At 71.1% G+C, this 22,862-nt stretch carries 24 protein-coding genes; 14 read left to right on the top strand and 10 right to left on the bottom strand.

Translation table 11 applies throughout. The features are described 5' to 3' along the window. Positions 1-136 precede the first annotated feature (136 nt). Positions 137-895: a TIGR00730 family Rossman fold protein gene (locus ABZV31_RS14950; protein WP_355893064.1), complete on the top strand. Its 759-nt coding sequence runs from the start codon at positions 137-139 to the stop codon at positions 893-895. A gap of 188 nt (positions 896-1,083) precedes the next feature. Here the strand turns inward: ABZV31_RS14950 and folP are convergent, their stop codons facing one another. Next, a complete protein-coding gene (gene folP / locus ABZV31_RS14955) occupies positions 1,084-1,944 on the bottom strand; it encodes a dihydropteroate synthase (RefSeq protein WP_355893066.1) in 861 nt (286 codons plus the stop codon). A 128-nt stretch (positions 1,945-2,072) separates the two neighbouring features. On the opposite strand from folP, the gene ABZV31_RS14960 reads away from it, so the two are divergent. After that, a complete protein-coding gene (locus tag ABZV31_RS14960; protein WP_355893609.1) occupies positions 2,073-2,423 on the top strand; it encodes a DivIVA domain-containing protein in 351 nt (116 codons plus the stop codon). Further along, positions 2,420-3,001: a DNA-3-methyladenine glycosylase I gene (locus ABZV31_RS14965; RefSeq protein ID WP_355893069.1), complete on the top strand. Its 582-nt coding sequence runs from the start codon at positions 2,420-2,422 to the stop codon at positions 2,999-3,001. The genes ABZV31_RS14960 and ABZV31_RS14965 overlap by 4 nt, the downstream gene beginning before the upstream one ends. A gap of 36 nt (positions 3,002-3,037) precedes the next feature. Here the strand turns inward: ABZV31_RS14965 and ABZV31_RS14970 are convergent, their stop codons facing one another. Beyond that, entirely contained in the window at positions 3,038-3,841 is an 804-nt protein-coding gene (locus tag ABZV31_RS14970; RefSeq protein WP_355893072.1) for an enoyl-CoA hydratase-related protein, read from the bottom strand. 374 nt (positions 3,842-4,215) lie between these two features. Between ABZV31_RS14970 and ABZV31_RS14975 the strand changes: the two genes are divergently transcribed. Continuing rightward, positions 4,216-4,383 carry a DUF3117 domain-containing protein gene (locus ABZV31_RS14975; protein ID WP_003966491.1) on the top strand — a complete coding sequence of 56 codons (168 nt, stop codon included), beginning with the start codon at positions 4,216-4,218 and terminating at the stop codon, positions 4,381-4,383. 214 nt (positions 4,384-4,597) lie between these two features. Here the strand turns inward: ABZV31_RS14975 and ABZV31_RS14980 are convergent, their stop codons facing one another. Next, the gene (locus tag ABZV31_RS14980; RefSeq protein ID WP_355893612.1) at positions 4,598-5,296 is read right to left on the bottom strand and encodes an O-methyltransferase; all 699 of its coding nucleotides are present in this window, start codon (positions 5,294-5,296) and stop codon (positions 4,598-4,600) included. Positions 5,297-5,530: 234 nt separating this feature from the next. Between ABZV31_RS14980 and sigE the strand changes: the two genes are divergently transcribed. The 5 genes from sigE to ABZV31_RS15005 all read left to right on the top strand — a co-directional run bounded on the left by sigE (position 5,531) and on the right by ABZV31_RS15005 (position 11,576). Then, a complete protein-coding gene (sigE, locus tag ABZV31_RS14985; RefSeq protein ID WP_355893614.1) occupies positions 5,531-6,232 on the top strand; it encodes an RNA polymerase sigma factor SigE in 702 nt (233 codons plus the stop codon). Next, the gene (locus tag ABZV31_RS14990) at positions 6,229-7,248 is read left to right on the top strand and encodes a zf-HC2 domain-containing protein (protein ID WP_355893075.1); all 1,020 of its coding nucleotides are present in this window, start codon (positions 6,229-6,231) and stop codon (positions 7,246-7,248) included. Before sigE ends, ABZV31_RS14990 begins: the two co-directional genes overlap by 4 nt. A 231-nt stretch (positions 7,249-7,479) precedes the next feature. Then, the gene (locus ABZV31_RS14995; RefSeq protein WP_355893078.1) at positions 7,480-9,897 is read left to right on the top strand and encodes a trypsin-like peptidase domain-containing protein; all 2,418 of its coding nucleotides are present in this window, start codon (positions 7,480-7,482) and stop codon (positions 9,895-9,897) included. Positions 9,898-10,141: 244 nt separating this feature from the next. Continuing rightward, entirely contained in the window at positions 10,142-10,609 is a 468-nt protein-coding gene (locus ABZV31_RS15000; protein WP_355893080.1) for a sec-independent translocase, read from the top strand. A 295-nt stretch (positions 10,610-10,904) separates the two neighbouring features. Then, entirely contained in the window at positions 10,905-11,576 is a 672-nt protein-coding gene (locus tag ABZV31_RS15005; protein WP_355893083.1) for a hypothetical protein, read from the top strand. A gap of 74 nt (positions 11,577-11,650) precedes the next feature. Here the strand turns inward: ABZV31_RS15005 and ABZV31_RS15010 are convergent, their stop codons facing one another. Genes ABZV31_RS15010 through ABZV31_RS15020 form a run of 3 tightly spaced genes read right to left on the bottom strand, consistent with a single transcriptional unit; the run spans position 11,651 to position 14,715 of the window. Next, entirely contained in the window at positions 11,651-12,784 is a 1,134-nt protein-coding gene (locus ABZV31_RS15010) for an Mrp/NBP35 family ATP-binding protein (RefSeq protein WP_355893085.1), read from the bottom strand. Between the two features lie 43 nt (positions 12,785-12,827). After that, the gene (locus ABZV31_RS15015) at positions 12,828-13,427 is read right to left on the bottom strand and encodes a DUF1003 domain-containing protein (RefSeq protein WP_355893088.1); all 600 of its coding nucleotides are present in this window, start codon (positions 13,425-13,427) and stop codon (positions 12,828-12,830) included. Further along, entirely contained in the window at positions 13,417-14,715 is a 1,299-nt protein-coding gene (locus tag ABZV31_RS15020; protein ID WP_355893089.1) for a CBS domain-containing protein, read from the bottom strand. The genes ABZV31_RS15015 and ABZV31_RS15020 overlap by 11 nt, the downstream gene beginning before the upstream one ends. Positions 14,716-14,967: 252 nt before the next feature. On the opposite strand from ABZV31_RS15020, the gene ABZV31_RS15025 reads away from it, so the two are divergent. After that, positions 14,968-15,714: a hypothetical protein gene (locus ABZV31_RS15025; protein WP_355893092.1), complete on the top strand. Its 747-nt coding sequence runs from the start codon at positions 14,968-14,970 to the stop codon at positions 15,712-15,714. Positions 15,715-15,805: 91 nt separating this feature from the next. Here the strand turns inward: ABZV31_RS15025 and ABZV31_RS15030 are convergent, their stop codons facing one another. Next, entirely contained in the window at positions 15,806-16,318 is a 513-nt protein-coding gene (locus ABZV31_RS15030; protein ID WP_355893095.1) for a hypothetical protein, read from the bottom strand. Positions 16,319-16,350: 32 nt separating this feature from the next. Beyond that, a complete protein-coding gene (locus ABZV31_RS15035; RefSeq protein WP_355893098.1) occupies positions 16,351-17,466 on the bottom strand; it encodes a magnesium and cobalt transport protein CorA in 1,116 nt (371 codons plus the stop codon). A 520-nt stretch (positions 17,467-17,986) separates the two neighbouring features. Between ABZV31_RS15035 and ABZV31_RS15040 the strand changes: the two genes are divergently transcribed. Next, complete coding sequence (locus ABZV31_RS15040) at positions 17,987-18,571, top strand: suppressor of fused domain protein (RefSeq protein ID WP_355893101.1); 585 nt, start codon at positions 17,987-17,989, stop codon at positions 18,569-18,571. 45 nt (positions 18,572-18,616) lie between these two features. Here ABZV31_RS15040 and ABZV31_RS15045 read toward each other — a convergent pair whose 3' ends face one another. Further along, positions 18,617-19,909, bottom strand: a complete 1,293-nt coding sequence (locus ABZV31_RS15045) for an MFS transporter (protein ID WP_355893104.1) — start codon at positions 19,907-19,909, stop codon at positions 18,617-18,619. Positions 19,910-20,124: 215 nt separating this feature from the next. On the opposite strand from ABZV31_RS15045, the gene ABZV31_RS15050 reads away from it, so the two are divergent. The 3 genes from ABZV31_RS15050 (at position 20,125) to ABZV31_RS15060 (ending at position 22,464) form a co-directional block, all read left to right on the top strand. Then, positions 20,125-20,766 carry a DUF6758 family protein gene (locus ABZV31_RS15050; RefSeq protein WP_355893107.1) on the top strand — a complete coding sequence of 214 codons (642 nt, stop codon included), beginning with the start codon at positions 20,125-20,127 and terminating at the stop codon, positions 20,764-20,766. Between the two features lie 176 nt (positions 20,767-20,942). After that, positions 20,943-21,800, top strand: a complete 858-nt coding sequence (locus ABZV31_RS15055; RefSeq protein ID WP_355893110.1) for a PHP domain-containing protein — start codon at positions 20,943-20,945, stop codon at positions 21,798-21,800. Between the two features lie 58 nt (positions 21,801-21,858). Then, on the top strand, positions 21,859-22,464 hold the full coding sequence (locus ABZV31_RS15060; protein WP_355893113.1) for a MarC family protein: 606 nt from the start codon (positions 21,859-21,861) through the stop codon (positions 22,462-22,464). A gap of 104 nt (positions 22,465-22,568) precedes the next feature. Here the strand turns inward: ABZV31_RS15060 and ABZV31_RS15065 are convergent, their stop codons facing one another. Further along, positions 22,569-22,721, bottom strand: a complete 153-nt coding sequence (locus ABZV31_RS15065) for a hypothetical protein (protein ID WP_355893116.1) — start codon at positions 22,719-22,721, stop codon at positions 22,569-22,571. Positions 22,722-22,862 lie beyond the last annotated feature (141 nt).

A 22,862-nucleotide genomic window follows, 5' to 3' on the forward strand; every position in this document is an offset into this window, starting at 1 on the left:
GTAACCCGCCTAGATCTACGCTGAGGAGGAACGACCCTTCCCCAGGCTCTCGGCTTCTCCCCCCACTCCCGACTTCGCTCGAGCGGGGGGGGGGGGCCACATGAGCAGGGGAGACCCCGATGCGGAGGGAGCGCACATGGCTACCGGCAACCCCGAGGGCAAGAAGCGGCTACCGGAGGAACAGCGCCTGGGACCGGTCCTCCGGAGGCGGGGGCAGGTCCAGGAGAGCACCACCGACCAGCGGCTGCTGGACGAGCGCGCCCCCACGGACTGGGTCCACACCGACCCCTGGCGCGTCCTGCGCATCCAGTCGGAGTTCATCGAGGGCTTCGGCACACTTGCCGAACTCCCGCCCGCGATCAGCGTGTTCGGCTCCGCACGTACGCCGGTGGACTCGCCGGAGTACGAAGCGGGCGTGCGGCTGGGCCGTGGCCTGGTGGAGGCCGGCTTCGCGGTGATCACGGGAGGCGGCCCGGGCGCGATGGAAGCGGCGAACAAGGGCGCCTGCGAAGCGGGCGGCATCTCGGTCGGCCTGGGCATCGAGCTCCCCTTCGAGCAGGGCCTGAACCCCTACGTCGACATCGGCCTCAACTTCCGCTACTTCTTCGTCCGCAAGATGATGTTCGTGAAGTACGCCCAGGGTTTCGTGGTGCTGCCGGGCGGCCTCGGCACCCTCGACGAACTCTTCGAGGCCCTCACTCTCGTCCAGACCCAGAAGGTCACCCGCTTCCCCATCGTCCTCTTCGGCAGCGCGTACTGGGGCGGCCTCGTCGACTGGCTGGAGAACACGCTGATCGCCGAGGGCAAGGCGAGGCAGGCGGACCTGACGCTGTTCCACATGACGGACGACGTGGAGGAGGCGGTGGCGTTGGTGTCGAAGGAGGCGGGCCGCTAGCGCGGGGCCTGGCCGACGGGACCCGAAAGGCCCTCGGGCTCGCTGGCTGACCGGCCGAGTCGGTGGTGGGTGGGCACAGGCCCGGGCCCAGGGGGCGGAGCACCCTGGTGCGGCGGGGAGCCCCCTGGTACGGCAGGGCGGAGCCCCCAGGTACGGCAGGGCGGAGCCCTCTGGTACGGCGCGGAGCCCTACGCCAGCCCCCGTCGGGCGACGGCAGGAGGCCGGTGCCCGGCGATGGACGCCACCATGTCCAGCACCTGCCGCGTCTCGGCCACCTCGTGCACCCGGTACACCTGTGCTCCGAGCCACGCCGACACCGCGGTCGTCGCCAGCGTCCCGAGCACCCGCTCCTTCACCGGCTTGTCCAGCGTCTCCCCGACGAAGTCCTTGTTGGACAGCGACACCAGCACCGGCCACCCGGTCGCCACCATCTCCCCGAGCCGCCGCGTCGCCTCCAGGCTGTGCCGCGTGTTCTTCCCGAAGTCGTGCCCGGGATCGATCAGTACCGACTCCCGCGGCACACCCAGCGACACCGCCCGCTCCGCCAGCCCCACGGTCGCCCTCAAGATGTCCGCCATGACGTCGTCGTACGTCACCCGGTGCGGCCGCGTCCGCGGCTGCGCACCGCCCGCGTGCGTGCACACCAACCCGACCCGGTACCGCGCCGCGACCTCCGCCAGCCGCGGATCCACCCCGCCCCACGCGTCGTTCAGCAGATCCGCCCCCGCCTCGCAGACCGCCTCCCCGACCTCGGACCGCCAGGTGTCCACACTGATGACCACGTCCGGGAACCGCCGACGCACCTCCGCGACGAACCCGACCGTCCGCCGCGCCTCCTCCTCGGCCGTCACCTCTTCGCCCGGCCCCGCCTTGACGCCGCCGATGTCGACGATCGCGGCCCCCTCGGCGACCGCCTGCTCCACGCGTGCGAGGGCCGGCTCGTCGAGGAACGTCGCCCCCTGGTCGTAGAAGGAGTCGGGGGTCCGGTTCACGATCGCCATGATCACCGGCTCGTGCGCGTGGAATTCACGCCTGCCCAGCCTGAGCATCCCCTGTGACCTCTCCTAGTACGTCCCGGTCTTCGGCCGGCTGCGACCCTAACTGTCAGACTCGCATGGCACGATCGGACCCTGACACATTCGGCTTCGACACGTTCGTGGGGACCCCAGCGATGGTTATGTTCTTGTTCCTGGTCGTCGCGCTCGCCGTCGTGGTCGCCGCGGTGACCCTGGCCGTGGTGGGCGGCGGCGAGGGGACCGGCCCGCTGCCGGAAGCGGCGCCCGACCGGCTCCAGGACCCGCTGCCCGCGGACCGCCCGGTCAACAGCGCCGACGTGGAGAGCCTCCGGTTCCCGCTCGCCGCCCGCGGCTACCGCATGGCGGACGTCGACGACGCCCTCAGCCGCCTCGGCGCCGAGCTCGCCGAGCGCGACGCCCGCATCGCCGACCTGGAGTCCGCCCTCGCCGGCGCCCAGGCCGCGGCGGCGCACGTCCGCATGGACAAGCCCGCGCAGGAGGACCAGGAGTGAGCACCGGCGCCATCGCCGGCCCCGACGGTGCCCTGCGCTGCCCCTGGGCCCTGTCCGCCCCGGAGTACGTGACGTACCACGACGAGGAGTGGGGCCGCCCGGTTCACGGCGACGACGTGCTCTTCGAACGTCTCAGCCTGGAGGCCTTCCAGTCCGGCCTGTCCTGGATCACCATCCTGCGCCGCCGCCCCGGCTTCCGCGCCGCCTTCGCCGACTTCAAGATCTCCGCGGTGGCGGCCTTCACGGACGCCGACCGCGAGCGCCTCCTCGCCGACCCGGGCATCATCCGCAACCGCGCCAAGATAGACGCGACCCTCGCCAACGCGCGCGTGCTCGCCGAGTGGTCCCCGGGCGAGCTGGACGCCCTCATCTGGTCCCACGCCCCCGACCCGGCCACCCGCCCGGCCCCGAAGACCCTGTCCGACGTCCCGGCGGTCACCCCCGAGTCCACGGCCCTGTCCAAGGCCCTGAAGAAGCGGGGCCTGCGCTTCATCGGCCCGACGACGGCGTACGCACTGATGCAGGCGTGCGGCCTGGTCGACGATCACTTGGAGGATTGCCTCGCGCGCCGCCCCTGACCTGCCCGGCGAGGGGCGGCGCCTTGGCACCGCAGGTCAGCGGCCCAGGTACTTCGGCTTCTCCTTGTTCACGAAGGCCTGCACCGCGATCGCATGGTCCTCCGAGGACCCCGCTCGCGTCTGGAGCTCGTCCTCCTTCTCCAGCGTCTCCTCGAGGGAGTGCGTGAGCCCGTAGGACACGGCCTCCTTCAGCGCCGCGTACGCCACCGTCGGCCCCTCGGCCAGCGCTCGCGCCACCTTCTCGGCCTCGGCCCGCAGTTCGGCCGCGGGCACGACCCGGTTGGCGATCCCCAGCTCGAACGCGTCCTGCGCCGTGATGCTCCGCGGGAAGAGCAGCAGGTCGGCGGCGCGCCCGGGCCCGACGACCCGTGGGAGGGTCCACGAGATGCCGGAGTCGGCGGTCAGGGCGACGCCTGCGAACGACGTGTTGAAGGCCGCCGTGTCCGCCACGATCCGGTAGTCCGCCGCGAGCGCGAAGCCGAAGCCCGCCCCGGCCGCGACCCCGTTCACCGCGGCGACCACCGGCTTCGGCGCCCCCGCCAGCGCCCGCACGATCGGGTTGTAGTGCTCCCGCACGGTGCTCATCGTCTGCCCCGAGCCGGTCTCCCGGTCGGTGGCCAGCAGCCCGATGTGCTCCTTGAGGTCCTGCCCCACGCAGAACGCCCGGTCCCCGGCGGCGGTCAGCAGCACCGCCCGTACGGCGTTGTCGGCCGCCGCGGACTGGACCGCGTCCCGGAGGGCGACCTTGGTCGCGACGTTCAGCGCGTTCATCGCCTCGGGGCGGTTCAGCGTGATCGTCGCGAGCCCGTCGCTCACCTCGTAGAGCACGGTGTCGGTCATGGGGCATCCCCTCCGGTGTCGCGGCTGGGACGTACCGGTCGGTACGTCCTTCGTCTGAAGGACAGCATGGCGGAGATCACCAGCGGAGGAACGGACCGGACGTGTGACCTGCGTCAAAGAATTCCACTCCGTTTTCGGTCGGCGGACGTCTGCGGGGCCGCGCAGTATCGCAGCCACATTGCCGAATTGAGTGGTTTTGCTCGCGTGCGTTGCCCAAGCGATGCCGACTGATGTTGGTCATCGGGTCCTGAGATGCGGGATAATGGCCTGGAAGCAATGTGTTCGATGCCGGTGTCGCGTGTCCTGTACGGACCGCGCGTGCCCTCCATGGGCCGTCGGCTGACAATGAGCTGGTTTCAGGAAGGGGAACGAGCATGGCGGCCATGAAGCCGCGGACGGGCGATGGCCCGCTCGAGGTGACCAAGGAGGGGCGGGGCATCGTCATGCGCGTTCCGCTCGAAGGCGGCGGTCGGCTCGTCGTCGAGCTGACTCCTGACGAGGCCGACGCGCTCGGCGACGCCCTCAAGAAGGTCGTCGGCTGACGCGCAAGCGACCATGCCCTTTCAGCTGCCCCGGCATCGTAGGCGGTGCCGGGGTTGCTGATTTCTCCGGGGTACGCGCACCGACGCGACCGGCGGTCACACTCTCCGGCGCCCCTCCGGGCGACGCGAACGGCGGTCACACGGTCCGGCCCCGTCCGGCGACGCGACCGCGGCGGTCACCCCGTCCGGCGCCCCTCCGGCGCAGCGCCCGCTGTCAGCGCTTGACCGCGCACAGCAGGCCGTCGCCCACCGGCAGCAGCGACGGCACCAGGTCCGGGCTCTCCCGTACCGTGCGCAGCAGCTCCCGCAGCCGCAGCACCTCCGTCGGCTGCGGCCCGGAGTCCACCGTCCGGCCGTGCGCGAAGACACCCTCGAAGACCACGAGCCCTCCGGGGCGCAGCAGGCGCAACGATTCGGCGAGGTAGTCGGGGAACTCCAGCCGGTCGCCGTCGCAGAAGACGAGGTCGTATCCGGCGTCCGCGAGGCGGGGCAGGACGTCCAGGGCGCGGCCGGGGATGAAGCGGGCGCGGTTGCTGGCGAAGCCGGCCGCGCGGAAGGCATGGCGGGCGAACTGCTGGTGCTCCGGCTCGGGGTCGACGGTGGTCAGCACCCCGTCCGGCCGCATGCCGTGCAGCAGATGGATCCCGGAGACGCCGGTACCGGTCCCGATCTCCGCGACCGCCTTGGCGTCCACGGTGGCGGCGAGCAACCGCAGCGCGGCACCCGCGCTGGGCGACACCGAGCGCAGCCCTGCCTCGCGGGCCCGGTCGCGGGCCCAGCGCAGCGCGTCGTCCTCGGCGACATAGGCGTCGGCGAACGCCCAGCTCGTCTGCCGGTTGCCGGTAATGACCCTCTCCTGTCCCCATGGTTGCCTGGGCGTGACTGTATCCGTTGGCGTCGGGAACCCGCAGATGGGACCGGTCGTTTGAAGGGATGAGCGAGTGACGGCGGACACGAGGGGGGGTATGAGGTGGATCGGGACACCGAGCAAGTGCTGACGCAGCCGCATGAGCCGTGCCAGCGCGTATCAAATTCTCGTAAAACCGCTTATCCGGAGCTAACGGGCGAGGTGGCTATGGTAGGGGCTCCACTGGACACCACCAGAGCCAACAGGGGAGGTGCGGCTGCGCCTGTGGATCGGGGAAGAGTGCTGCGGCGCTTTCTCGGATCGGCGGGCAGGCCGAAATCCGTGAACGACACCGCTGCTGACCCGAGCCACGCCACCGACTTCGCCCAGACCGCGACTTTCTCCACCGACGCGGACGGGCAGGCGTGGACTCCGCCCACCTGGGAGGAGATCGTCAGCACCCACAGCGGCCGCGTCTATCGCCTGGCCTACCGCCTCACCGGCAACCAGCACGACGCCGAGGACCTCACCCAGGAGGTTTTCGTCCGCGTCTTCCGCTCCCTGTCGACGTACACGCCGGGCACGTTCGAGGGCTGGCTGCACCGCATCACCACGAACCTCTTCCTGGACATGGTCCGCCGCAAGCAGCGCATCCGATTCGACGCGCTCGGCGAGGACGCCGCCGAGCGGCTGGCCAGCAAGGAGCCCACCCCGCAGCAGCTCTTCAACGACGCGCACTTCGACGCGGACGTCCAGCAGGCCCTCGACACCCTGGCGCCGGAGTTCCGCGCCGCGGTCGTCCTGTGCGACATCGAAGGACTGTCGTACGAGGAGATCGCCGCGACCCTGGGCGTCAAGCTCGGCACGGTCCGTTCCCGCATCCACCGCGGCCGCTCCCAACTGCGCAAGGCCCTCGCGCACCGCTCGCCGGAGGCCCGGGCCGAGCGCCGCGCCCTCATGCCCGGTGTTCCCGCACTGGGGGGAGGGGGCGCGACCGCGTGAGTGGATCACGACCCAACCCTGCCGCGAGGCTCCTTGCGGAACAGCACCTGGGAGACCGCCTTTCCGCCCTCGTCGACGGAGAGCTCGGTCATGAGACGCGCGAGCGCGTCCTGGCGCACGTGGCCACCTGCCCGAAATGCAAGGCGGAGGTCGACGCGCAGCGACGGTTGAAGAACGTCTTCGCGGAGGCGGCCCCGCCGCCCCCCTCCGAGAGCTTCCTGGCCCGCCTCCAGGGGCTCCCCGGGGGAGGTGACACGGACGGCGGCGGCTCGCCGCTGAGCGGGGGAGCATTCCCCGGCGGGCTCTCCGGACGATCCGGCGTGTTCGGAGTGAAGCGGGGCGAGCAGTTCGAGTTCGGCTACGTCCCGTCGCGACCGCACATCTCCGACCCGGCCGCGGCCTCGTCGGACCGCGGCTACCGGATCCACCCCGTCGGCCGTCACGACAGCGAGCGGTCGGCCTCGCGCGGGCTGCGGTTCGCGTTCGTCGCCGCCGGGGCGGTGTCACTGGCCGCGCTCGCGCTGGGCGGGGTGACCACCGGCATCCCGGGCGACACGGCCGCGGATGCGCGCGGCGGCACAGGGGCCGGCAGCAATGTGACGCCGGCGGGTTCGGCGGGCACGGAAGCGGTGACGGCGCCCGAGGCCCAGCGGCGGCGCTCGGCCGGGCCGCTGCTGGCTCAGGGGCAGCGGTCGTCCGGTGGCACCCCGGTGGCGCCGACCACGTTGTCCGCGCCGCTGCTGCCCGGGGCGCCGTCCCCCGCCGCCGGGCAGGCACAGGACGTGATGCACACGCTGACCACCCCGGTGGTCGCCGGTGCCGCCGTCATGTCCCCGTTGATACGGCCGCTCGCCACGACCCCGCCGACCCTCCTGACCTCCTGGTCCACGGCCCCGGGGTACGCGGCGCCGGGCCTCCTCGCCGCGCCCGCCCCCGACACGACATCCGCTCCCGCTCCCTCTCTCACCGCTTCTCCCGCCGCATCTCCCACCGCCTCCCTGCGCACGGCGCACTGACCGGCCTCTGCGCGGTGGTCCGCGAACCTGGTTGAATCCAGGTGGTCGCGCCCATGACATGGATCCGGGCGCGGAGTCGACGACGCGCGGCCGCCGCCGACGAGTCGTGCCGCGGCCAGGGCTTGTCTTTCGGATCGGTCCGACTCGAGAGACGGCACATGGCAGCAGGCGCGTGCCAGACCCCGCGGCCCCGGAGCGATTCGAAAGACAGGCCTGAGCTGTGGGGAGAGCATGAACGAGGGGATGCCCGCGAAGTCCACCCGCCCGAAGTGGTGGAGCCGGCCCCGGCCAGTACCTCCGGGGGAGACGGAGGGGGCTTCCACGACGCCCACGACGCCGGAGGCCGAGACGCCGGGTTCGCCCGAGGGCCGGGACGCGACGCCGGGGTCTGCGGGGGCCGCAGGCCCGGGTGGGGACCGTGGGGACCGTGACGGTGACTTCGAGCTGGAGCGTCCGGGCGCAGTCCTGAGCGGCCGGGGAGGGGAGGGCGACTTCCAGCTCGGACAGCCGGGCGAAGCGCCTGGTGGCAGCGAGGCGGACACCGCGCCGAGCCCTTCCGGCAGGGAGTCCGTCGCGTCCGGGGCCGGTGAGCCGGGGGATGCAGCCTCCGGCCCTGCCCTCCCGCCCGCCGAGCGTCCCAAGCCCTTGCACGACCCCGACCCCTACAACACCCCGCCGTACGGCGAGCCGGGCCCCTGGGCACCCGCCCCGCCGGTGCAGCACCCGGCGGTTGCTCCTGCTCACGGCACGGCGGTACCGACGCCCGCGGCCGCCCCGGGTGCGCCCGCCCTTTCGTCGCAAGCTCCGTCGGTCCCGGCACCCCGGGCCACGCCCCACGGCGCCCCCATACCAACGAGCCCCGTCCCCCAGGGCGTGCCGGCCCCGGCCGTGATCCAGGCGCCGCCCTCTGCTCCTGGGGCGTCTGTCCTGGCGGCTCCTGAGGTCCAGGGCGTGCCGGCCCCGGCCGTGACGCAGGCGCCGCCCTCTGCTCCTGGGGCGTCTGTCCTGGCGGCTCCTGAGGTCCAGGGCGTGTCGGCCCCGGCCGTGACGCAGGCGCCGCCCTCTGCTCCTGGGGCGTCTGTCCTGGCGGCTCCTGAGGTCCAGGGCGTGCCGGCCCCGGCCGTGACGCAGGCGCCGCCCTCTGCTCCTGGGGCGTCTGTCCTGGCGGCTCCTGAGGTCCAGGGCGTGTCGGCCTCGGCCGTGATCCAGGCGCCGCCCTCTGCTCCTGGGGCGTCTGTCCTGGCGGCTCCTGAGGTCCAGGGCGTGTCGGCCTCGGCCGTGACGCAGGCGCCGCCCTCTGCTCCTGGGGCGCCTGTCCTGGCGGCTCCCGAGGTCCAGGGCATATCTGCTCCGGCGGCCTCGGCCCCACCTGCTGGGCCCGCCCCCGCAGACTCTCCACCCCACGGCCACGCGGCCCCCTCCGCCGACACCCCGCCCGCCACCGACCCCTGGCACCGCTACGACCCCTGGGCCGCCACCTCCATCCCTGCCCCCCTTCAGCAGAGCGGGGTCGGTGTGCCCACGCCGGAGCAGCGGCGCAGGCGGGTCAGGCGGGCCCTCGTCGGTGGTGCCGTGGTGCTCGCGCTCGCGTCCGGCGGGCTCGGCGGGCTCGTCGGGGCGTACATCGAGCGCAATGGGGGCGTGGGGGCCGTGGAGCTGCCGCAGGCCGGGAAGGAGCCCACCGGGCGCGCCCCCGACAGCGTCGCCGGGATCGCCGCCCGTGCGCTGCCCAGCGTCGTGACCCTGCACGTCACCGGCTCCGGCGAGCAGGGCACCGGCACCGGCTTCGTGCTCGACCGCCTCGGCCACATCCTCACCAACAACCACGTCGTCGAGCCCGCCGCCTCCAGCGGCGACATATCCGTGACCTTCAGCGGCGGCCAGACCGCCAAGGCCAGGATCGTCGGCCGCGACACCGGCTACGACCTCGCCGTCGTCCAGGTGCGCGGCGTGCGCGGCCTGACCCCCATACCCCTCGGCAACTCCGACAACGTGCAGGTGGGCGACCCGGTCGTGGCCATCGGCACCCCCTTCGACCTCGCCAACACCGTCACCTCCGGCATCATCAGCGCCAAGGAGCGGCCCATCACGGCCGGCGGCGAGAAGGGCGACGGCAGCGACCTGTCGTACGTCGACGCCCTGCAGACCGACGCCGCGATCAACCCCGGCAACTCCGGCGGCCCCCTCCTCGACTCCCGGGCCCGCGTCGTCGGCATCAACTCCGCCATCCGCTCCGCCGACAGCGGCTCCGACCTCCAGGGCGCCCAGGCCGGCTCCATCGGCCTCGGCTTCGCCATCCCCATCAACCAGGCCAAGCGCGTCGCCGAGGAGCTGATCAACACCGGTAAGGCCACTCACCCGGTGATCGGCGTGACCCTTGACATGAACTACACCGGCGACGGTGCCCGGGTCGGCACCAAGGGCCGCAACGGCAAATCCCCGGTCACCCCGGGCGGCCCGGGCGCCAAGGCCGGCATCAAGGCCGGTGACGTCATCACCGTGGTCGACGGCCGGCGCGTCCACTCCGGCGAGGAGCTGATCGTCAAGACCCGCGCCCACCGCCCCGGCGACCGCCTGGAGCTCACCATCGAACGCGACGGAAAGGAGCGAACGGTCTCCCTCGTGCTCGGGTCCTCGAACAGCAACTGACCCGCCCTGGACACCCCGGAAGCCGACCCGTCCGGCGGCGACCGACAGGCTCGCAGGTGAAGCCTCAACGCACCACTCACCAAGGCAGACAAGCCGAGAAACCCGTCGTGTACACGCACTCGGACACCTCGGGACGGTACCGGTCGGACACGTACGCCGGGTACCGTGGACCCGGCCCGGACCACGGAAGACCCGCACAGACCACCCGAGGGCCGAGGACCGAGGACATCGCAAGGAGCTTCAGGTGTTCAATGACATAGGACCGCTCGAGCTGGTGACGATCATCGTCCTGGCCGTGCTCGTGTTCGGTCCGGACAAGCTCCCGAAGGTCATCCAGGACGTGATGCGCACGATCCGGAAGATCCGTGAGTTCTCGGAGAGCGCCAAGCAGGACATCCGCAACGAACTCGGCCCCGAGTTCAAGGACTTCGAGTTCGAGGACCTCAACCTCAAGACGTTCATCCGCAAGCAGATCGACAACGACGACCTGGGGCTGAAGGAGATTCGCAACGGCTTCGACCTGAAGAAGGAAATGGCCGAGATCAAGGACGCGGCGCACAGCCGCGAGTCCGACTCCCCGTCCTCCTCGTCCTCTTCGGCGTCCTCCTCTCCGGCGTCCTTGGGGTCCTCCGGCAGCCGGGTCGACATGACCAAGAGGCCCGAGGGCTCCGACCGCGACGACCGTCCGCCCTTCGACGTGGACGCCACCTGAGCGTCGCGTAGGACGGACGCCACCTGAGCGGCGTAGGACGGATGTCCCTGAGCGGCACAGGCCGGTGAGCCGCACGTCGGGGTGGGTGCGGCGCCGTCGGACGTGACGCGTTTCATACCGCGTGCGCGCCGTGGGAGGCCTGAACCCGTCGTCCGAGCGGCCCACGCGCCGGGCGGTTTCCCGGCTGCCCGAAGCGGGGTCGATATGCTGCCGAGTTGTTGTGCGGACCGGACGAGTACGCCCGAAGGGGGGCGGGCCACCCCGGTCCGACGAGAGCGAGGAGGCGTCCGGGTACATGGAGACGACAAGTCGGGCAGTCGCGCAGGCGCCGGCCGCGGAGGGCGGACAGCAGGTCCCCTCCGGCCGGCGTACGGTCGACGGCTACCTGCTGGCGCCCTTCCCGTGGTACGGCCTCGACGAGGCCTTCACGGGGCCGCGCTGGCTGATGCAGGTCGGCACCTCGGCCGACGGGACCGTGGAACACGGTTCCATCGGACACGGCGACGAGCCCTCCGTACGCAACGAGTACGTGTCCGGGTCCCCGGACGAGCCGAAGGAGAAGTTCGCGGTCGTGGTCACCGTCGCGGCCAACCCCGTACGGCGCAGCGCCGACGGCACGGGTCTTTTGGAGGCCACCTCGGTGTCCTCGGCGGCCTGGCTCGCCGGGGTGGGGCTGCTGTCCTTCACCTGGCCCGGGCAGATGGACCACAGCCTGCGCGACGACTGGCTGGAGCAGCAGACCGAGACGGCGTGGGTGCTGGCCGACGACCTGTCCGGCCCGGCGTGGTCCACGCTCTCCCTTCCCGTGGACGGCGTCCCGACGCCTTTCCACTATCGCGAGTCCGAGTTCGGCTGGGTCCTCGCCGGGTCGACTCCGGAGGGGGTGCACGTGGGTGCGTACGGGCGAGGGATGAGCGCGTACGGACTGGGCTTCGCCATGATCAAGGACATCTCGGCGTACGCGTAGCCGAAATCACGACGCCGGGGGCGCCGCCTTGCGAAAGACGGCGCCCCCGGCGTCGTAGCAGTCCTGGAACTTGTTCAGAACTTGTTCTTCGGAGTGATCCCCAGCGACAGTCCCGCAAGCCCCCGCTGCCGCCCGCCGAGCTTCCCGGCGATCGCCCGCAGGGCCGAGCCCGCAGGGGAGTCCGGGTCGGTCAGGACCACCGGCCTGCCCTCGTCGCCGCCCTCGCGGAGGCGGACGTCGATCGGGATGGAGCCGAGGACGGGAACGCTCGTGCCCGTCGTGCGCGTCAGACCGTCCGCCACCACCTGGCCGCCGCCCGTGCCGAAGACGTCGACCATCTCGCCGCAGTGCGGGCAGGGCAGGCCGGACATGTTCTCGACCACGCCGACGATCTTCTGGTGGGTCTGGACGGCGATGGAGCCCGCCCGCTCGGCCACCTCGGCCGCGGCCTGCTGAGGCGTCGTCACGACCAGGATCTCGGCGTTCGGGATCAGCTGGGCCACCGAGATGGCGATGTCGCCCGTGCCCGGCGGGAGGTCCAGCAGCAGCACGTCCAGGTCACCCCAGTACACGTCTGCCAGGAACTGCTGGAGCGCGCGGTGCAGCATCGGGCCGCGCCAGACGACCGGCGCGTTGCCCGGGGTGAACATGCCGATCGAGATGACCCTCACGCCGTTCGCGGACGGCGGCATGATCATGTTCTCGACCTGGGTCGGGCGGCCGTCCACACCCAGCATGCGCGGCACGCTGTGGCCGTAGATGTCGGCGTCCACGACACCGACCTGCAGGCCGTCGGCCGCCATCGCCGCCGCCAGGTTCACCGTCACCGACGACTTGCCGACGCCGCCCTTGCCGGACGCGACCGCGTACACCCGGGTCAGGTTGCCCGGCTTGGCGAAGGGGACCTCGCGCTCGGCCTGGCCGCCGCGCAGGGCGGTCGTCAGCTCACGGCGCTGCTCGTCGCTCATCACGTCGAGCGTGACGTCGACACGGGTGACGCCCTCGACGCGCGAGACCGCCTCGGTCACCCGCTGGGTGATCGTCTCGCGCATGGGGCAGCCGGAGACCGTCAGGTACACGGTGACCGCGACCGCACCGTCCGCACCGATCTCCACCGATTTGACCATCCCCAGCTCGGTGATGGGTCGATGGATCTCAGGGTCGTTCACCGTCGCCAGCGCTTCGCGCACCGCGTCTTCCGTAGCCATAAGAACGATGGTACGGCGCCCCGCGGCGGGCCCGGGACCCCCGTCAGCGGTCGTCCTTGTCACGTCCGCGCGGGTGCTCTGCCGGGAATACACCGCGGTCGTGGTGGCCGTCGACCCGCACCTCCTCCAGCTCCTTGACCAGGTCGTGCAGCTCCGAGCGGAGCCAGTCGCGGGTCGCCACCTCGCCGAGGCCCATGCGCAGCGCGGCGACCTCGCGGGTCAGGTACTCGGTGTCGGCGATCGACCGCTCGTTCTGCTTGCGATCCTGCTCCAGGTTGACCCGGTCGCGGTCAGCCTGCCGGTTCTGCGCGAGCAGGATCAGCGGGGCGGCGTAGGAGGCCTGCAGGGACAGCATCAGCGTCAGGAAGATGAACGGGTACTCGTCGAAGCGCAGATGGCGCGGCGCGGCCACGTTCCACACCACCCACAGGATGATCACCACCGTCATCCAGACGATGAACCGCCCGGTGCCGAGGAAGCGTGCGATGCGCTCGGACAGCCGCCCGAACGCCTCCGGGTCGTACTCGGGCAGCAGCCTGCGCCGGGGCGGGCGCGGCTGGTCCAGCCGAGCGGTCCGCAGCCGGGTGGCGGCCGTGGCTCCCGCCGGGAGGCGCTCGCGGGTGTTGTCGCGATCAGGAGCCATGCGGGGTCGCCCCCTGGTCGGCCGCCCCCTGGTCGAGCTGGAACTCCGTCTCCCGCCAGTCCTCGGGCAGCATGTGGTCCAGTACGTCGTCCACGGTCACCGCGCCGAGCAGCGCCCCGGACTCGTCGACGACGGGCGCCGCCACCATGTCGTACGTCGCGAAGAATTCGGCGATGAGCGGCAGGGTGGCGCCGGGGGCGAGCGGCTGCAGGTCGTCGTCGACGATCGAGCTGACGAGGGTGTAGGGCGGGTCACGCAGCAGGCGCTGGAAGTGCGCCGTGCCGAGGTACTTGCCGGTCGGGGTCTCGTCGGGCGGGCGGCAGACGTAGACCTGGGCGGCGAGCGCGGGGGAGAGGTCGGGGTTGCGGACGCGGGCCAGGGCGTCGGCGACGGTGGCGTCCGGGCGCAGCACGATCGGCTCCGTCGTCATCAGACCGCCCGCCGTGTGCTCCTCGTACGACATCAGCCGGCGCATCTCGGCCGCGTCGGCGGGCTGCATCAGGGCCAGCAGCCGCTCCTTGTCCTCCTCGGGGAGCTCGCCGAGCAGGTCGGCCGCGTCGTCCGGGGCCATGGCCTCCAGGACGTCGGCGGCGCGCTCCTCCTTCAACTTGCCGAGGATCTCGATCTGGTCGTCCTCCGGCAGCTGTTCCAGGACGTCGGCGAGGCGGTCGTCGTCGAGGGCGGCGGCGACCTCGCCGCGCCGCTTCGGGGAGAGGTGGTGCAGGACGTTGGCGAGGTCGGCGGGGCGCAGCTGCGCGAAGGTGGCGAGCAGGGTCTCGGCGCCCTGACCGTGCTCCTCCAGGGAGAAGCCGGTGACCGCGGACCACTCCACCGTCAGGGTCTCGCCCTTGCTGCGCCGGAAGGCGCCGCTCTTCCTTCCCTTCCGCACGAAGACGCGGTCGACTTCCCAGTCCCGGCGGGCCGGCAGCTGCTGCACCGACACGTCCAGGACGGTTACCTCTTCCCCCGTCTCCACGAGCCGGACCCGCCGGTCGAACAGTTCGCCGAAGACGAGCCGTTCGGTGGGCCGCTGCTCGAAACGCCGGACGTTGAGCACACCGGTGGTGATGACCTGGCCGGACTCGATGCTCGTCACCCGGGTCATGGGCAGGAAGATGCGGCGCCGGTTGGCGAGTTCGACGACCAGCCCGAGCAGGCGGGGCGGCCGGCGCCCGACGCGCAGCATGACGACCAGGTCGCGTACGCGGCCCACCTGGTCGCCGGTCGGATCGAAGACGGCGACGCCGGCGAGGTGCGAGACGAAGATCCGGGGGGCGCCCGCTGCCATGGCCGCGCCTCCTTTGTGTGCTCTGTGATGGGTGATGCGTGGTTTGTGTGATGCGTGGTTTGTGTGATGCCTGTCTTTGTGTGTGGTGGGGTCTTTTCCCCCAATGCCCGCTCCGGTGCGCTTCAGGCTAGCTCGTCCCGTCCGGATACGCCCTGGTGAGCGGTCCGGACGGACTGGCTCCGCCCGTGCCCCGCGGCCCCGGTACGCTGCCGTACGCCGCTCAGGACACCCGTCAGAAAGGCAGCCCCACCTGTGACTGCGATTCCCCAGGGCCGTACCCGCCGGGCCGCGCTGGTGAGCGCGCTGTGCGCTCTGGTCGTCACGGGGACAGGTCTGACGGGGTGCTCCGGCGAGGATCCGGACGCGGGCACGAACGGGGTGGGCAAGCTGCCGGCCGCCAAGATCCAGGCGCGGACCCGGGCGGCCGCGGACTCCGCCGACACCGTGCACCTGTCCGGAAACGTGGTCACCAACGGCCGCACGTACACACTCGACATGCGACTGAAGTCCGACGGTGGCTTCGGCTCGGTCACCTCGCAGGGGGTGACCTTCGGGCTGCTGCGGATCGGTGCGCAGCTGTACCTGAAGGCGAACGCGGAGTTCTGGAACCATGCCGACGGCAGCGGCAAGGACACCGCGACCGCCGACAAGCTCGACGGCAAGTACGTGAAGGTGCCGCAGGGCGACCCCTCGTACAAGCGGTTCAGCGGCTTCACGGACAAGGACGTGCTCCTCGACGGTCTGCTGACGCTGCACGGCACGCTGGCGACGGACGGCCATCACGAGCAGTCCGGTGTCCGCACGATCCGCATCACCGGCGACAAGGGCGCCGGCGGCACCCTGGACGTCTCCCTCGAGGGCACGCCGTATCCCCTCCGCCTGGTACGCGCGGGAGACGCGGGGACCCTGAGCTTCTCGGACTGGGGCAAGGGCTTCGCCCTGGCAGAACCGGAGAAGAGCGAGACGGTCGACTACGGCAAGCAGCTCCCGACGTCCTGACCTCCCCTCCGCCACAACGGCGCCCACCCGTGACGGCGGTCTCCGGCGGTGTACGACGGCGGTCCCGAGGTGTCGAACCCTGCCCGCCCCGTTACTTCCGTCGGCGCCTCTTCAGAAGGAGCCGCGGAAGTCCCGCCGGGATGGGCTCGCGGGTTGTCGCCGGGGTGGGGAGCGGTGCCTCAGACAGGGAGCCGTCGGGCAGGGGGCGCGTCGTCCCCGTCGGCTCCAGGCGCAGCACCCGGCACTCGCGGCGCCACCGCTCCGTCATGGCCTCGCCGTCGGGCGCGTTGAGGCGCTTGCCCTTCAGCTCGGCCACCGCCGCCTCCCACGCCTCCGACTCCGGCGCCAGCTCCACGACCTTCGCGGTCCACGTGACCAGCCGGCCGCCCTTGTCCTTGCTGCGCACCGTCACCTCGGCCTCGGCCCCGTCGGCCAGCCCCGGCAGCGGCTGCTCACCGGGCCCGTCGCCGACCAGGCATGCCGCGCCCTCGTGCCAGACGTGCCACAGGGCACGGGTCGGGACACCGGGGCCCTTGACCCAGATGAGGCCGGACTTCTTCGTGGCCTCCTCGACGAGGGCCTGGTCGAGCAGCTCGCTAGTCATGACAGAAGACTAACGACGCCGCACGGTCTCGCTCACAGCCAGCCGTTCCGCTTCAGCGTGCGGTGGATGCCGAGGCAGATGGCGACGGTGATGCTCATGACCACCGGGTAGCCGTACTTCCAGTGCAGCTCGGGCATGTACGTGAAGTTCATGCCGTACACCCCGCACACCATCGTCGGTACGGCGATGATCGCGGCCCACGACGTGATCTTCCGCATGTCCTCGTTCTGCGCCACGGACGCCTGCGCGAGGTTGGCCTGGAGGATCGAGTTCAGCAGCTCGTCGAAGCCCACGACCTGCTCCTGCACCCGGGCCAGGTGGTCGGCGACGTCCCGGAAGTACTTCTGGATGTCCGGGTCGATCAGCCGCATCGGCCGCTCGCTCAGCAGCTGCATCGGCCGCAGCAGCGGCGACACCGCCCGCTTGAACTCCAGGATCTCGCGCTTGAGCTGGTAGATGCGGCCGGCGTCCGTGCCGCGCGGCGTCCCCTTCCGTCCGGGCGAGAACACCTCCGTCTCCACCTCGTCGATGTCGTCCTGCAGGGCGTCCGCGACGGCGATGTAGCCGTCGACGACGTGGTCGGCGATGGCGTGCAGTACGGCCGAGGGACCCTTGGCCAGCAGTTCGGGGTCGTCCTGCAGCCGGCGCCGCAGGGCGCGCAGCGAGCCCTGGCCGCCGTGCCGGACGGTGATGAAGAAGTCCCGGCCGGTGAAGCACATGACCTCGCCGGTCTCGACGACCTCGCTGTTGGCGGTGAGCTGGTCGTGGTCGACGTAGTGGATGGTCTTGAAGACGGTGAAGAGGGAGTCGTCGTACCGCTCCAGCTTCGGGCGCTGGTGTGCCTGGACCGCGTCCTCGACGGCCAGTGGGTGCAGCCCGAACTCCCTTGCGATACCGGCGAATTCCTCCTCGGTCGGCTCGTGCAGGCCGATCCACGCGAAGCCTCCGTCGCGCCGTACCAGGCGCATCGCCTCCTGCGGGCTGAGCGGCTTTTGCGTCTCGAGGCGGGTGCCGTCGCGGTAGACGGCGCAGTCGACGACGGCGGAGGGCGACGCCGGGTCGCGTGTGGCGTCGTACGTGCCGTTGTCCTTCCGCGGCGCGGGGCGGGACGGGCGGACCACGGCGCGCAGGTCACGGATCATCGACATGGCAGGGCTCCTTCGCAACGAGCAACGAAGGCCGCTACGACGGCTGGAACTACCCGGAATGGGGACGTCCTGACTGCGGATGTTTGGCACGTCCACAAAGCGGGGAGCACCGCACCGTCGCGGTGGCGAGATTCGCTGCTGATACAGATCGGACAGATCAGGCAGAACGAAACGAAGTGCTCTTCCGTGGTGGCACGAAATGCGAGAGGTGGCAGCCAGCCAGAGCCAGAACAGCTACATCAGCGGCCGGAAGAGCGGGTGGTACTGCACGGTCGACTTCGATCCATGACAGCCCCACCTCCTCCGGCCGGTCCCTCGTGAGGGACGATCCACTCCCTTTTGAAGGGTGCCCCCGTAGGGGAAATTCATCGGCGTCGGGACTCGATCGGCGACTCCCCCGGAGCCGACCGCCTGGGGGACCCCCACTGCGTGTTGCCCCGAACCACCGGCCGATAGTATCAGCCGGCCGACGTGTCAAGGCGCCGCTTTGCCCGGTACTGACGAGTTCTATGCTCGCCGCATGGTTGATGTTCTTCCTTTGGCCGAGGCCCGGTTGCGCTCCGCACTGGGCGAGCCGGACGCGCGCGCGGCGGTCACCTTCCTCGGCACGGACCGCATCGAGGTGCTGCGTTTTCGCGAGGGGGACATCGTCCGCTACGCGACGCTCGGCATGTCCGCCCACCCCATGACGGACCCCACCGCGACGCTCGCCGACCCCGTCAAGGGACCGCGCGCCGAGCTCGTCCTCTCCGTCCGAGCCGGTCTCGCCGACACCGACAAGGTGCTCCGTCCGCTCGCCGTGCTCGCCGCGTCCCCGCAGGTCGAGGGCGTGGTGGTGGCCCCGGGTGCCTCGCTCGACGTGGGCGAGCCGCTGTGGCCCGGCGCCCCCTTCACCTCGGTCCTGGTGGCCGAGCCGGGTGGCCTGGTCGAGGACCTGGAGCTCGACGAGTCGCTGGAGCCCGTACGGTTCCTGCCACTGCTGCCCATGACTCCGAACGAGGCAGCCTGGAAGCGGGTGCACGGCGCGCAGGCCCTCCAGGAGCGCTGGCTGACGAACGGGACGGACCTGCGGGATCCGTCCCGCACGTCCGTCCCGCTGGAGTGAGCAAGCTCACCCACCTCCGGCTCGTCAAACTCCGGCCGGAAACGGTCAGTTGGCGAAGACCGTGCCGCCGTCCTCCGTCGCGTGCCGCGGCTGGAGCTCCTCGGCCATGGGGGTCCCCCCTGTTCGAGCGGAGTCGAGAACTTGGGGGCGGGTGAGCGCCTTGCGCCGTACGAGGACCACGAGTGCGCCCACCACCGCGGTGACGCCCGCGACCACGAACGGGATGTGGAGGTCGCTCCACTCCTCGATCTTCGGCGCGAGGTACGGCGCGGCCGCGGCCGCGAACCAGCGCACGAAGTTGTAGCCCGCGCTCGCCACCGGGCGCGGCGCGTCCGACACGCCCAGGGCCAGCTCGGTGTAGACGGTGTTGTTCACGCCGATGAAGGCGCCGGACAGGATCGTGCAGACGATGGCCGTGGTGTGGTCGCCGTAGCCGAGCACGACGACGTCGACCGCAAGCAGCACCAGCGAGCCGCCGAGCACCTTCAGCGAACCGAACCGCTCCTGCATGCGCGGCGCCACGATCACCGAGAAGACGGCGAGCAGCACGCCCCAGGCGAAGAACACGGCGCCCGACCTGTACGGGGTCATGTTCAGCACGAACGGCGTGAAGGCCAGCACGGTGAAGAACGTGTAGTTGTAGAAGAACGCCGAGACCGCCGCCGAGGCGAGCCCGCCGTGGCCGAGCGCCTTGACCGGGTCGAGCAGCGAGGTCTTGCGGGCCGGCTTCGGCTGCTCCTTCAGGAACGCCGTGATGCACAGGAAGCCGACCGCCATCAGGAACGCGGTGCCGAAGAACGGGTAGCGCCAGCTGGCGTCACCGAGCAGCGCGCCCAGCAGCGGGCCGCACGCCATGCCGAGGCCGAGCGCCGACTCGTACAGCAGGATCGCCGCTGCGCTGCCGCCGGTCGCCGCGCCGACGATGACGGCGAGGGCGGTGGAGACGAAGAGCGCGTTGCCGAGGCCCCAGCCGGCGCGGAAGCCGACGAGCTGGGCGACCGAGTCCGAGGTGCCCGCGAGACCCGCGAAGACCACGACGAAGGCGAGGCCGAGCAGCAGGGTCTTGCGGCCGCCGATGCGGCTTGAGACGAAGCCGGTCACCAGCATCGCGAATGCGGTGATGAGGAAATACGAGGTGAAGAGCAGGGAGACCTGGCTGGCGGTGGCGTTCAGGCCCTGGGCGATGGACGGCAGGATCGGGTCGACGAGACCGATGCCCATGAACGCGACGACGGACGCGCCCGCGGTCGCCCAGACCGCCTTGGGCTGGCGCAGGATACCGCCCGCGTCCACATCGAACGGGTCGCCGTCGGCGGGACCTCCTGTACTGCTGCGCATGCCTGCTCCATTACTGGATCGGGGACGGCCCGGGGGCGGGCCAGGGATCGTTGACGTTTACACATAATAAGTTAGCACGACTAATTAATGCAAGGTGCATTTAGTTTTCCCTGGTGGGGTGCGGCGGGGACGTTCCCCGGGTTACGGCGGGACGTTCCCCCCGGACGGGTGATCGTCCTTGACGTGGCGCATTCGGGGTAGGACCGTGGACCCCTATGAGGGGCGAACCCAGTTGCCCGAAGTGCGGTGGCCGGGTCAGGGCTCCCGGACTCTTCAGCGATTCCTGGCAGTGCGATGTGCACGGCACCGTGCATCCGCTGCAGCCCGTGATCCCGCCCAGCGTCGAGGCCCTCAACGTCGTGGTGCATCGCACACAGGTACCTGTGTGGATGCCGTGGCCGCTCCCGGTCGGCTGGCTGTTCACCGGGGTGGCCAGTGCCGGCGACGACCGCAGCGGCGGCCGCGCCACGGCCGTGGCCTGCTCCGGACCCGGCCCGCTCGGCGGCATGGGCGAGCTGATCCTCGTCGCGGAGGAAATCGGCGTCGGCCTCGGCGCGCGGTACGCGGGCATCGACGGCCCGGACCCCGGCCCGTACATGAACGTCGAGAAGCCGCCCCAGGCCAAGGTTCTGGCCGGCGGCCGCCCGACCCCGCTCTGGCTCGTCTCCGGCGCCCCGGACGACCGCGCCGTCTTCGCGGGCGAGGCGCGCGGACTGTGGCTGTGGGCGGTGGTGTGGCCCGAGCAGTCGGGCCTGCTGATGTACGACGAACTGGTCCTGGCGGACCTGCGGGACGCGGGAGCCGAGGTCGATCTGGTGCCGTGCGGGGCGCTGTCGCCGCGGCTGCTTAAACCGTAGGGGTGTGTGGCGCTGCAACCGTCGAGGTGTACTACTGCAACCGTCGGGGTGTGCAGCTCCTGCAACCGTAGGGTGTGTAGGGGGCGTATCGCGGCAGCGGGTGTGACAAGGCATCCCTGGTTTCCCGTTATCCTTGGGTGTCCCCTTCCGTACCGTCACCGCCTGGAGTCCGTGTCGTGCGCATCGATCTGCACACCCACTCCACCGCGTCCGACGGCACGGACACCCCGGCCGAGCTGGTGCGTCACGCCGCCGCGGCCGGCCTGGACGTCGTCGCGCTGACCGACCACGACACCACCCGCGGACACGCCGAGGCGATCGCCGCGCTGCCCGAGGGGCTCACCCTCGTCACCGGTGCCGAGCTGTCCTGCCGTATCGACGGCGTCAGCATGCACATGCTGGCCTACCTCTTCGACCCCGAGGAGCCCGCGCTGCTCGCCGAGCGCGAGCTGGTCCGGGACGACCGGGTGCCGCGGGCCAAGGGCATGATCGCCAAGCTGAACGCGCTGGGCGTGCCGGTCACCTGGGAGCAGGTCGCACGGATCGCCGGCGACGGCTCGGTCGGACGGCCGCACGTCGCCTCCGCGCTGGTCGAGCTCGGCGTCGTACCGACCGTGAGCGACGCCTTCACCGAGGAGTGGCTGGCCGACGGCGGCCGGGCCTTCGTCGAGAAGCACGAGACGGATCCCTTCGAGGCGATCCGGCTGGTCAAGGGCGCCGGCGGGGTCTGCGTCTTCGCGCACCCGGCGGCCGCCAAGCGGGGCCGTACGGTGCCGGAGTCCACCATCGCCGAGATGGCGGCCGCCGGGCTGGACGGCATCGAGGTCGACCACATGGACCACGACCCCGACACGCGCGTGCGGCTGCGTGGACTGGCCAGGGAACTGGGGCTGCTCGTGACCGGCTCCAGCGACTACCACGGCAGCCGGAAGACTGTCTCGCTCGGAGAGTTCACGACGGACCCCGAGGTGTACGGGGAGATCACCCGGCGGGCGACGGGGGCGTTCCCGGTGCCCGGGACCGGCGGGGCCTGAGCCTCACGCCGACTCACTCACACGTCCCGTACCTCTTTCGCAAGGCCCTTCCTCACCCATGTTCGACGTCGCTGTCTTCGGCTCTCTCTTCTTCACCCTTTTTGTCATCATGGATCCCCCCGGGATCACCCCGATCTTCCTCGCGCTGACCGCCGGCCGCCCCGCCAAGGTGCAGAAGCGGATGGCGTTCCAGGCCGTCTGCGTGGCCGGCGGTGTCATCGCCGTGTTCGGGGTGCTGGGGCACCAGATCCTCAACTACCTGCACGTGTCCGTCCCGGCACTGATGATCGCCGGCGGGCTGCTGCTCCTGCTGATCGCGCTCGACCTGCTCACCGGCAAGACGGACGAGCCGAAGCAGACCAAGGACGTCAACGTCGCACTCGTCCCGCTGGGCATGCCGCTGCTGGCGGGCCCCGGTGCGATCGTGTCCGTCATCCTCGCCGTGCAGAGGGCCGACAGCGTCGCCACCCAGGTCTCGGTGTGGTCGGCGATCCTCGCGATCCACGTCGTGCTGTGGCTGGTCATGCGCTACTCGCTGCTGATCATCCGGGTCATCAAGGACGGCGGCGTGGTCCTGGTGACGCGGCTCGCGGGCATGATGCTCTCCGCGATCGCCGTGCAGCAGATCATCAACGGGGTCCTGCAGGTCGTCCGCGGCGCCTGAGGCCCGCGTACGCGCACAGGCCCCGCGCGGCAGCGAACGCCGCACGGGGCCTGTGAAGTGTGAGTGGGGGAGACCGCTTCTTACGTGTCTTCCTCGAGCGCGTCTTACGAGGCCGGAGTCTCGGCCGGGCGGATCCACAGCCGCTGACCGATCGCGGCGGCCTGCTGAACGATCCGGTTGACGGAGGCGGCGTCCACGACGGTGCTGTCCACGGGGGTGCCGTCGACCTCGTCGAGTCGCATGATCTCGAAGCGCATGGCTTCTCCCTTCGTCTGGTCATCCTCCTGAGGAGAATTGCTTGGTGACTGGCGCACGGGGCGGCGGTGCCCCCTGTTCCGTACCTATTCAACGGGCCGCGTGTTACAAACATTCCCTACGCTAAGGAAATTTTTCGAACG

Origin of the sequence: Streptomyces sp. NPDC005202 (assembly GCF_040608235.1) — a bacterium.
Lineage (GTDB): Bacteria > Actinomycetota > Actinomycetes > Streptomycetales > Streptomycetaceae > Streptomyces.

What these genes read in the sequence shown, in the direction of transcription:
- ABZV31_RS14950 (WP_355893064.1), top strand. Translation starts at nt 137, where the DNA reads ATGGCTACCGGCAACCCCGAGGGCAAGAAGCGGCTACCGGAGGAACAG.
- folP (WP_355893066.1), bottom strand. Translation starts at nt 1,944, where the DNA reads ATGCTCAGGCTGGGCAGGCGTGAATTCCACGCGCACGAGCCGGTGATC.
- ABZV31_RS14960 (WP_355893609.1), top strand. Translation starts at nt 2,073, where the DNA reads ATGTTCTTGTTCCTGGTCGTCGCGCTCGCCGTCGTGGTCGCCGCGGTG.
- ABZV31_RS14970 (WP_355893072.1), bottom strand. Translation starts at nt 3,841, where the DNA reads ATGACCGACACCGTGCTCTACGAGGTGAGCGACGGGCTCGCGACGATC.
- ABZV31_RS14975 (WP_003966491.1), top strand. Translation starts at nt 4,216, where the DNA reads ATGGCGGCCATGAAGCCGCGGACGGGCGATGGCCCGCTCGAGGTGACC.
- ABZV31_RS14995 (WP_355893078.1), top strand. Translation starts at nt 7,480, where the DNA reads ATGAACGAGGGGATGCCCGCGAAGTCCACCCGCCCGAAGTGGTGGAGC.
- ABZV31_RS15005 (WP_355893083.1), top strand. Translation starts at nt 10,905, where the DNA reads ATGGAGACGACAAGTCGGGCAGTCGCGCAGGCGCCGGCCGCGGAGGGC.
- ABZV31_RS15010 (WP_355893085.1), bottom strand. Translation starts at nt 12,784, where the DNA reads ATGGCTACGGAAGACGCGGTGCGCGAAGCGCTGGCGACGGTGAACGAC.
- ABZV31_RS15015 (WP_355893088.1), bottom strand. Translation starts at nt 13,427, where the DNA reads ATGGCTCCTGATCGCGACAACACCCGCGAGCGCCTCCCGGCGGGAGCC.
- ABZV31_RS15020 (WP_355893089.1), bottom strand. Translation starts at nt 14,715, where the DNA reads ATGGCAGCGGGCGCCCCCCGGATCTTCGTCTCGCACCTCGCCGGCGTC.
- ABZV31_RS15030 (WP_355893095.1), bottom strand. Translation starts at nt 16,318, where the DNA reads ATGACTAGCGAGCTGCTCGACCAGGCCCTCGTCGAGGAGGCCACGAAG.
- ABZV31_RS15035 (WP_355893098.1), bottom strand. Translation starts at nt 17,466, where the DNA reads ATGTCGATGATCCGTGACCTGCGCGCCGTGGTCCGCCCGTCCCGCCCC.
- ABZV31_RS15040 (WP_355893101.1), top strand. Translation starts at nt 17,987, where the DNA reads ATGGTTGATGTTCTTCCTTTGGCCGAGGCCCGGTTGCGCTCCGCACTG.
- ABZV31_RS15045 (WP_355893104.1), bottom strand. Translation starts at nt 19,909, where the DNA reads ATGCGCAGCAGTACAGGAGGTCCCGCCGACGGCGACCCGTTCGATGTG.
- ABZV31_RS15050 (WP_355893107.1), top strand. Translation starts at nt 20,125, where the DNA reads ATGAGGGGCGAACCCAGTTGCCCGAAGTGCGGTGGCCGGGTCAGGGCT.
- ABZV31_RS15060 (WP_355893113.1), top strand. Translation starts at nt 21,859, where the DNA reads ATGTTCGACGTCGCTGTCTTCGGCTCTCTCTTCTTCACCCTTTTTGTC.
- ABZV31_RS15065 (WP_355893116.1), bottom strand. Translation starts at nt 22,721, where the DNA reads ATGCGCTTCGAGATCATGCGACTCGACGAGGTCGACGGCACCCCCGTG.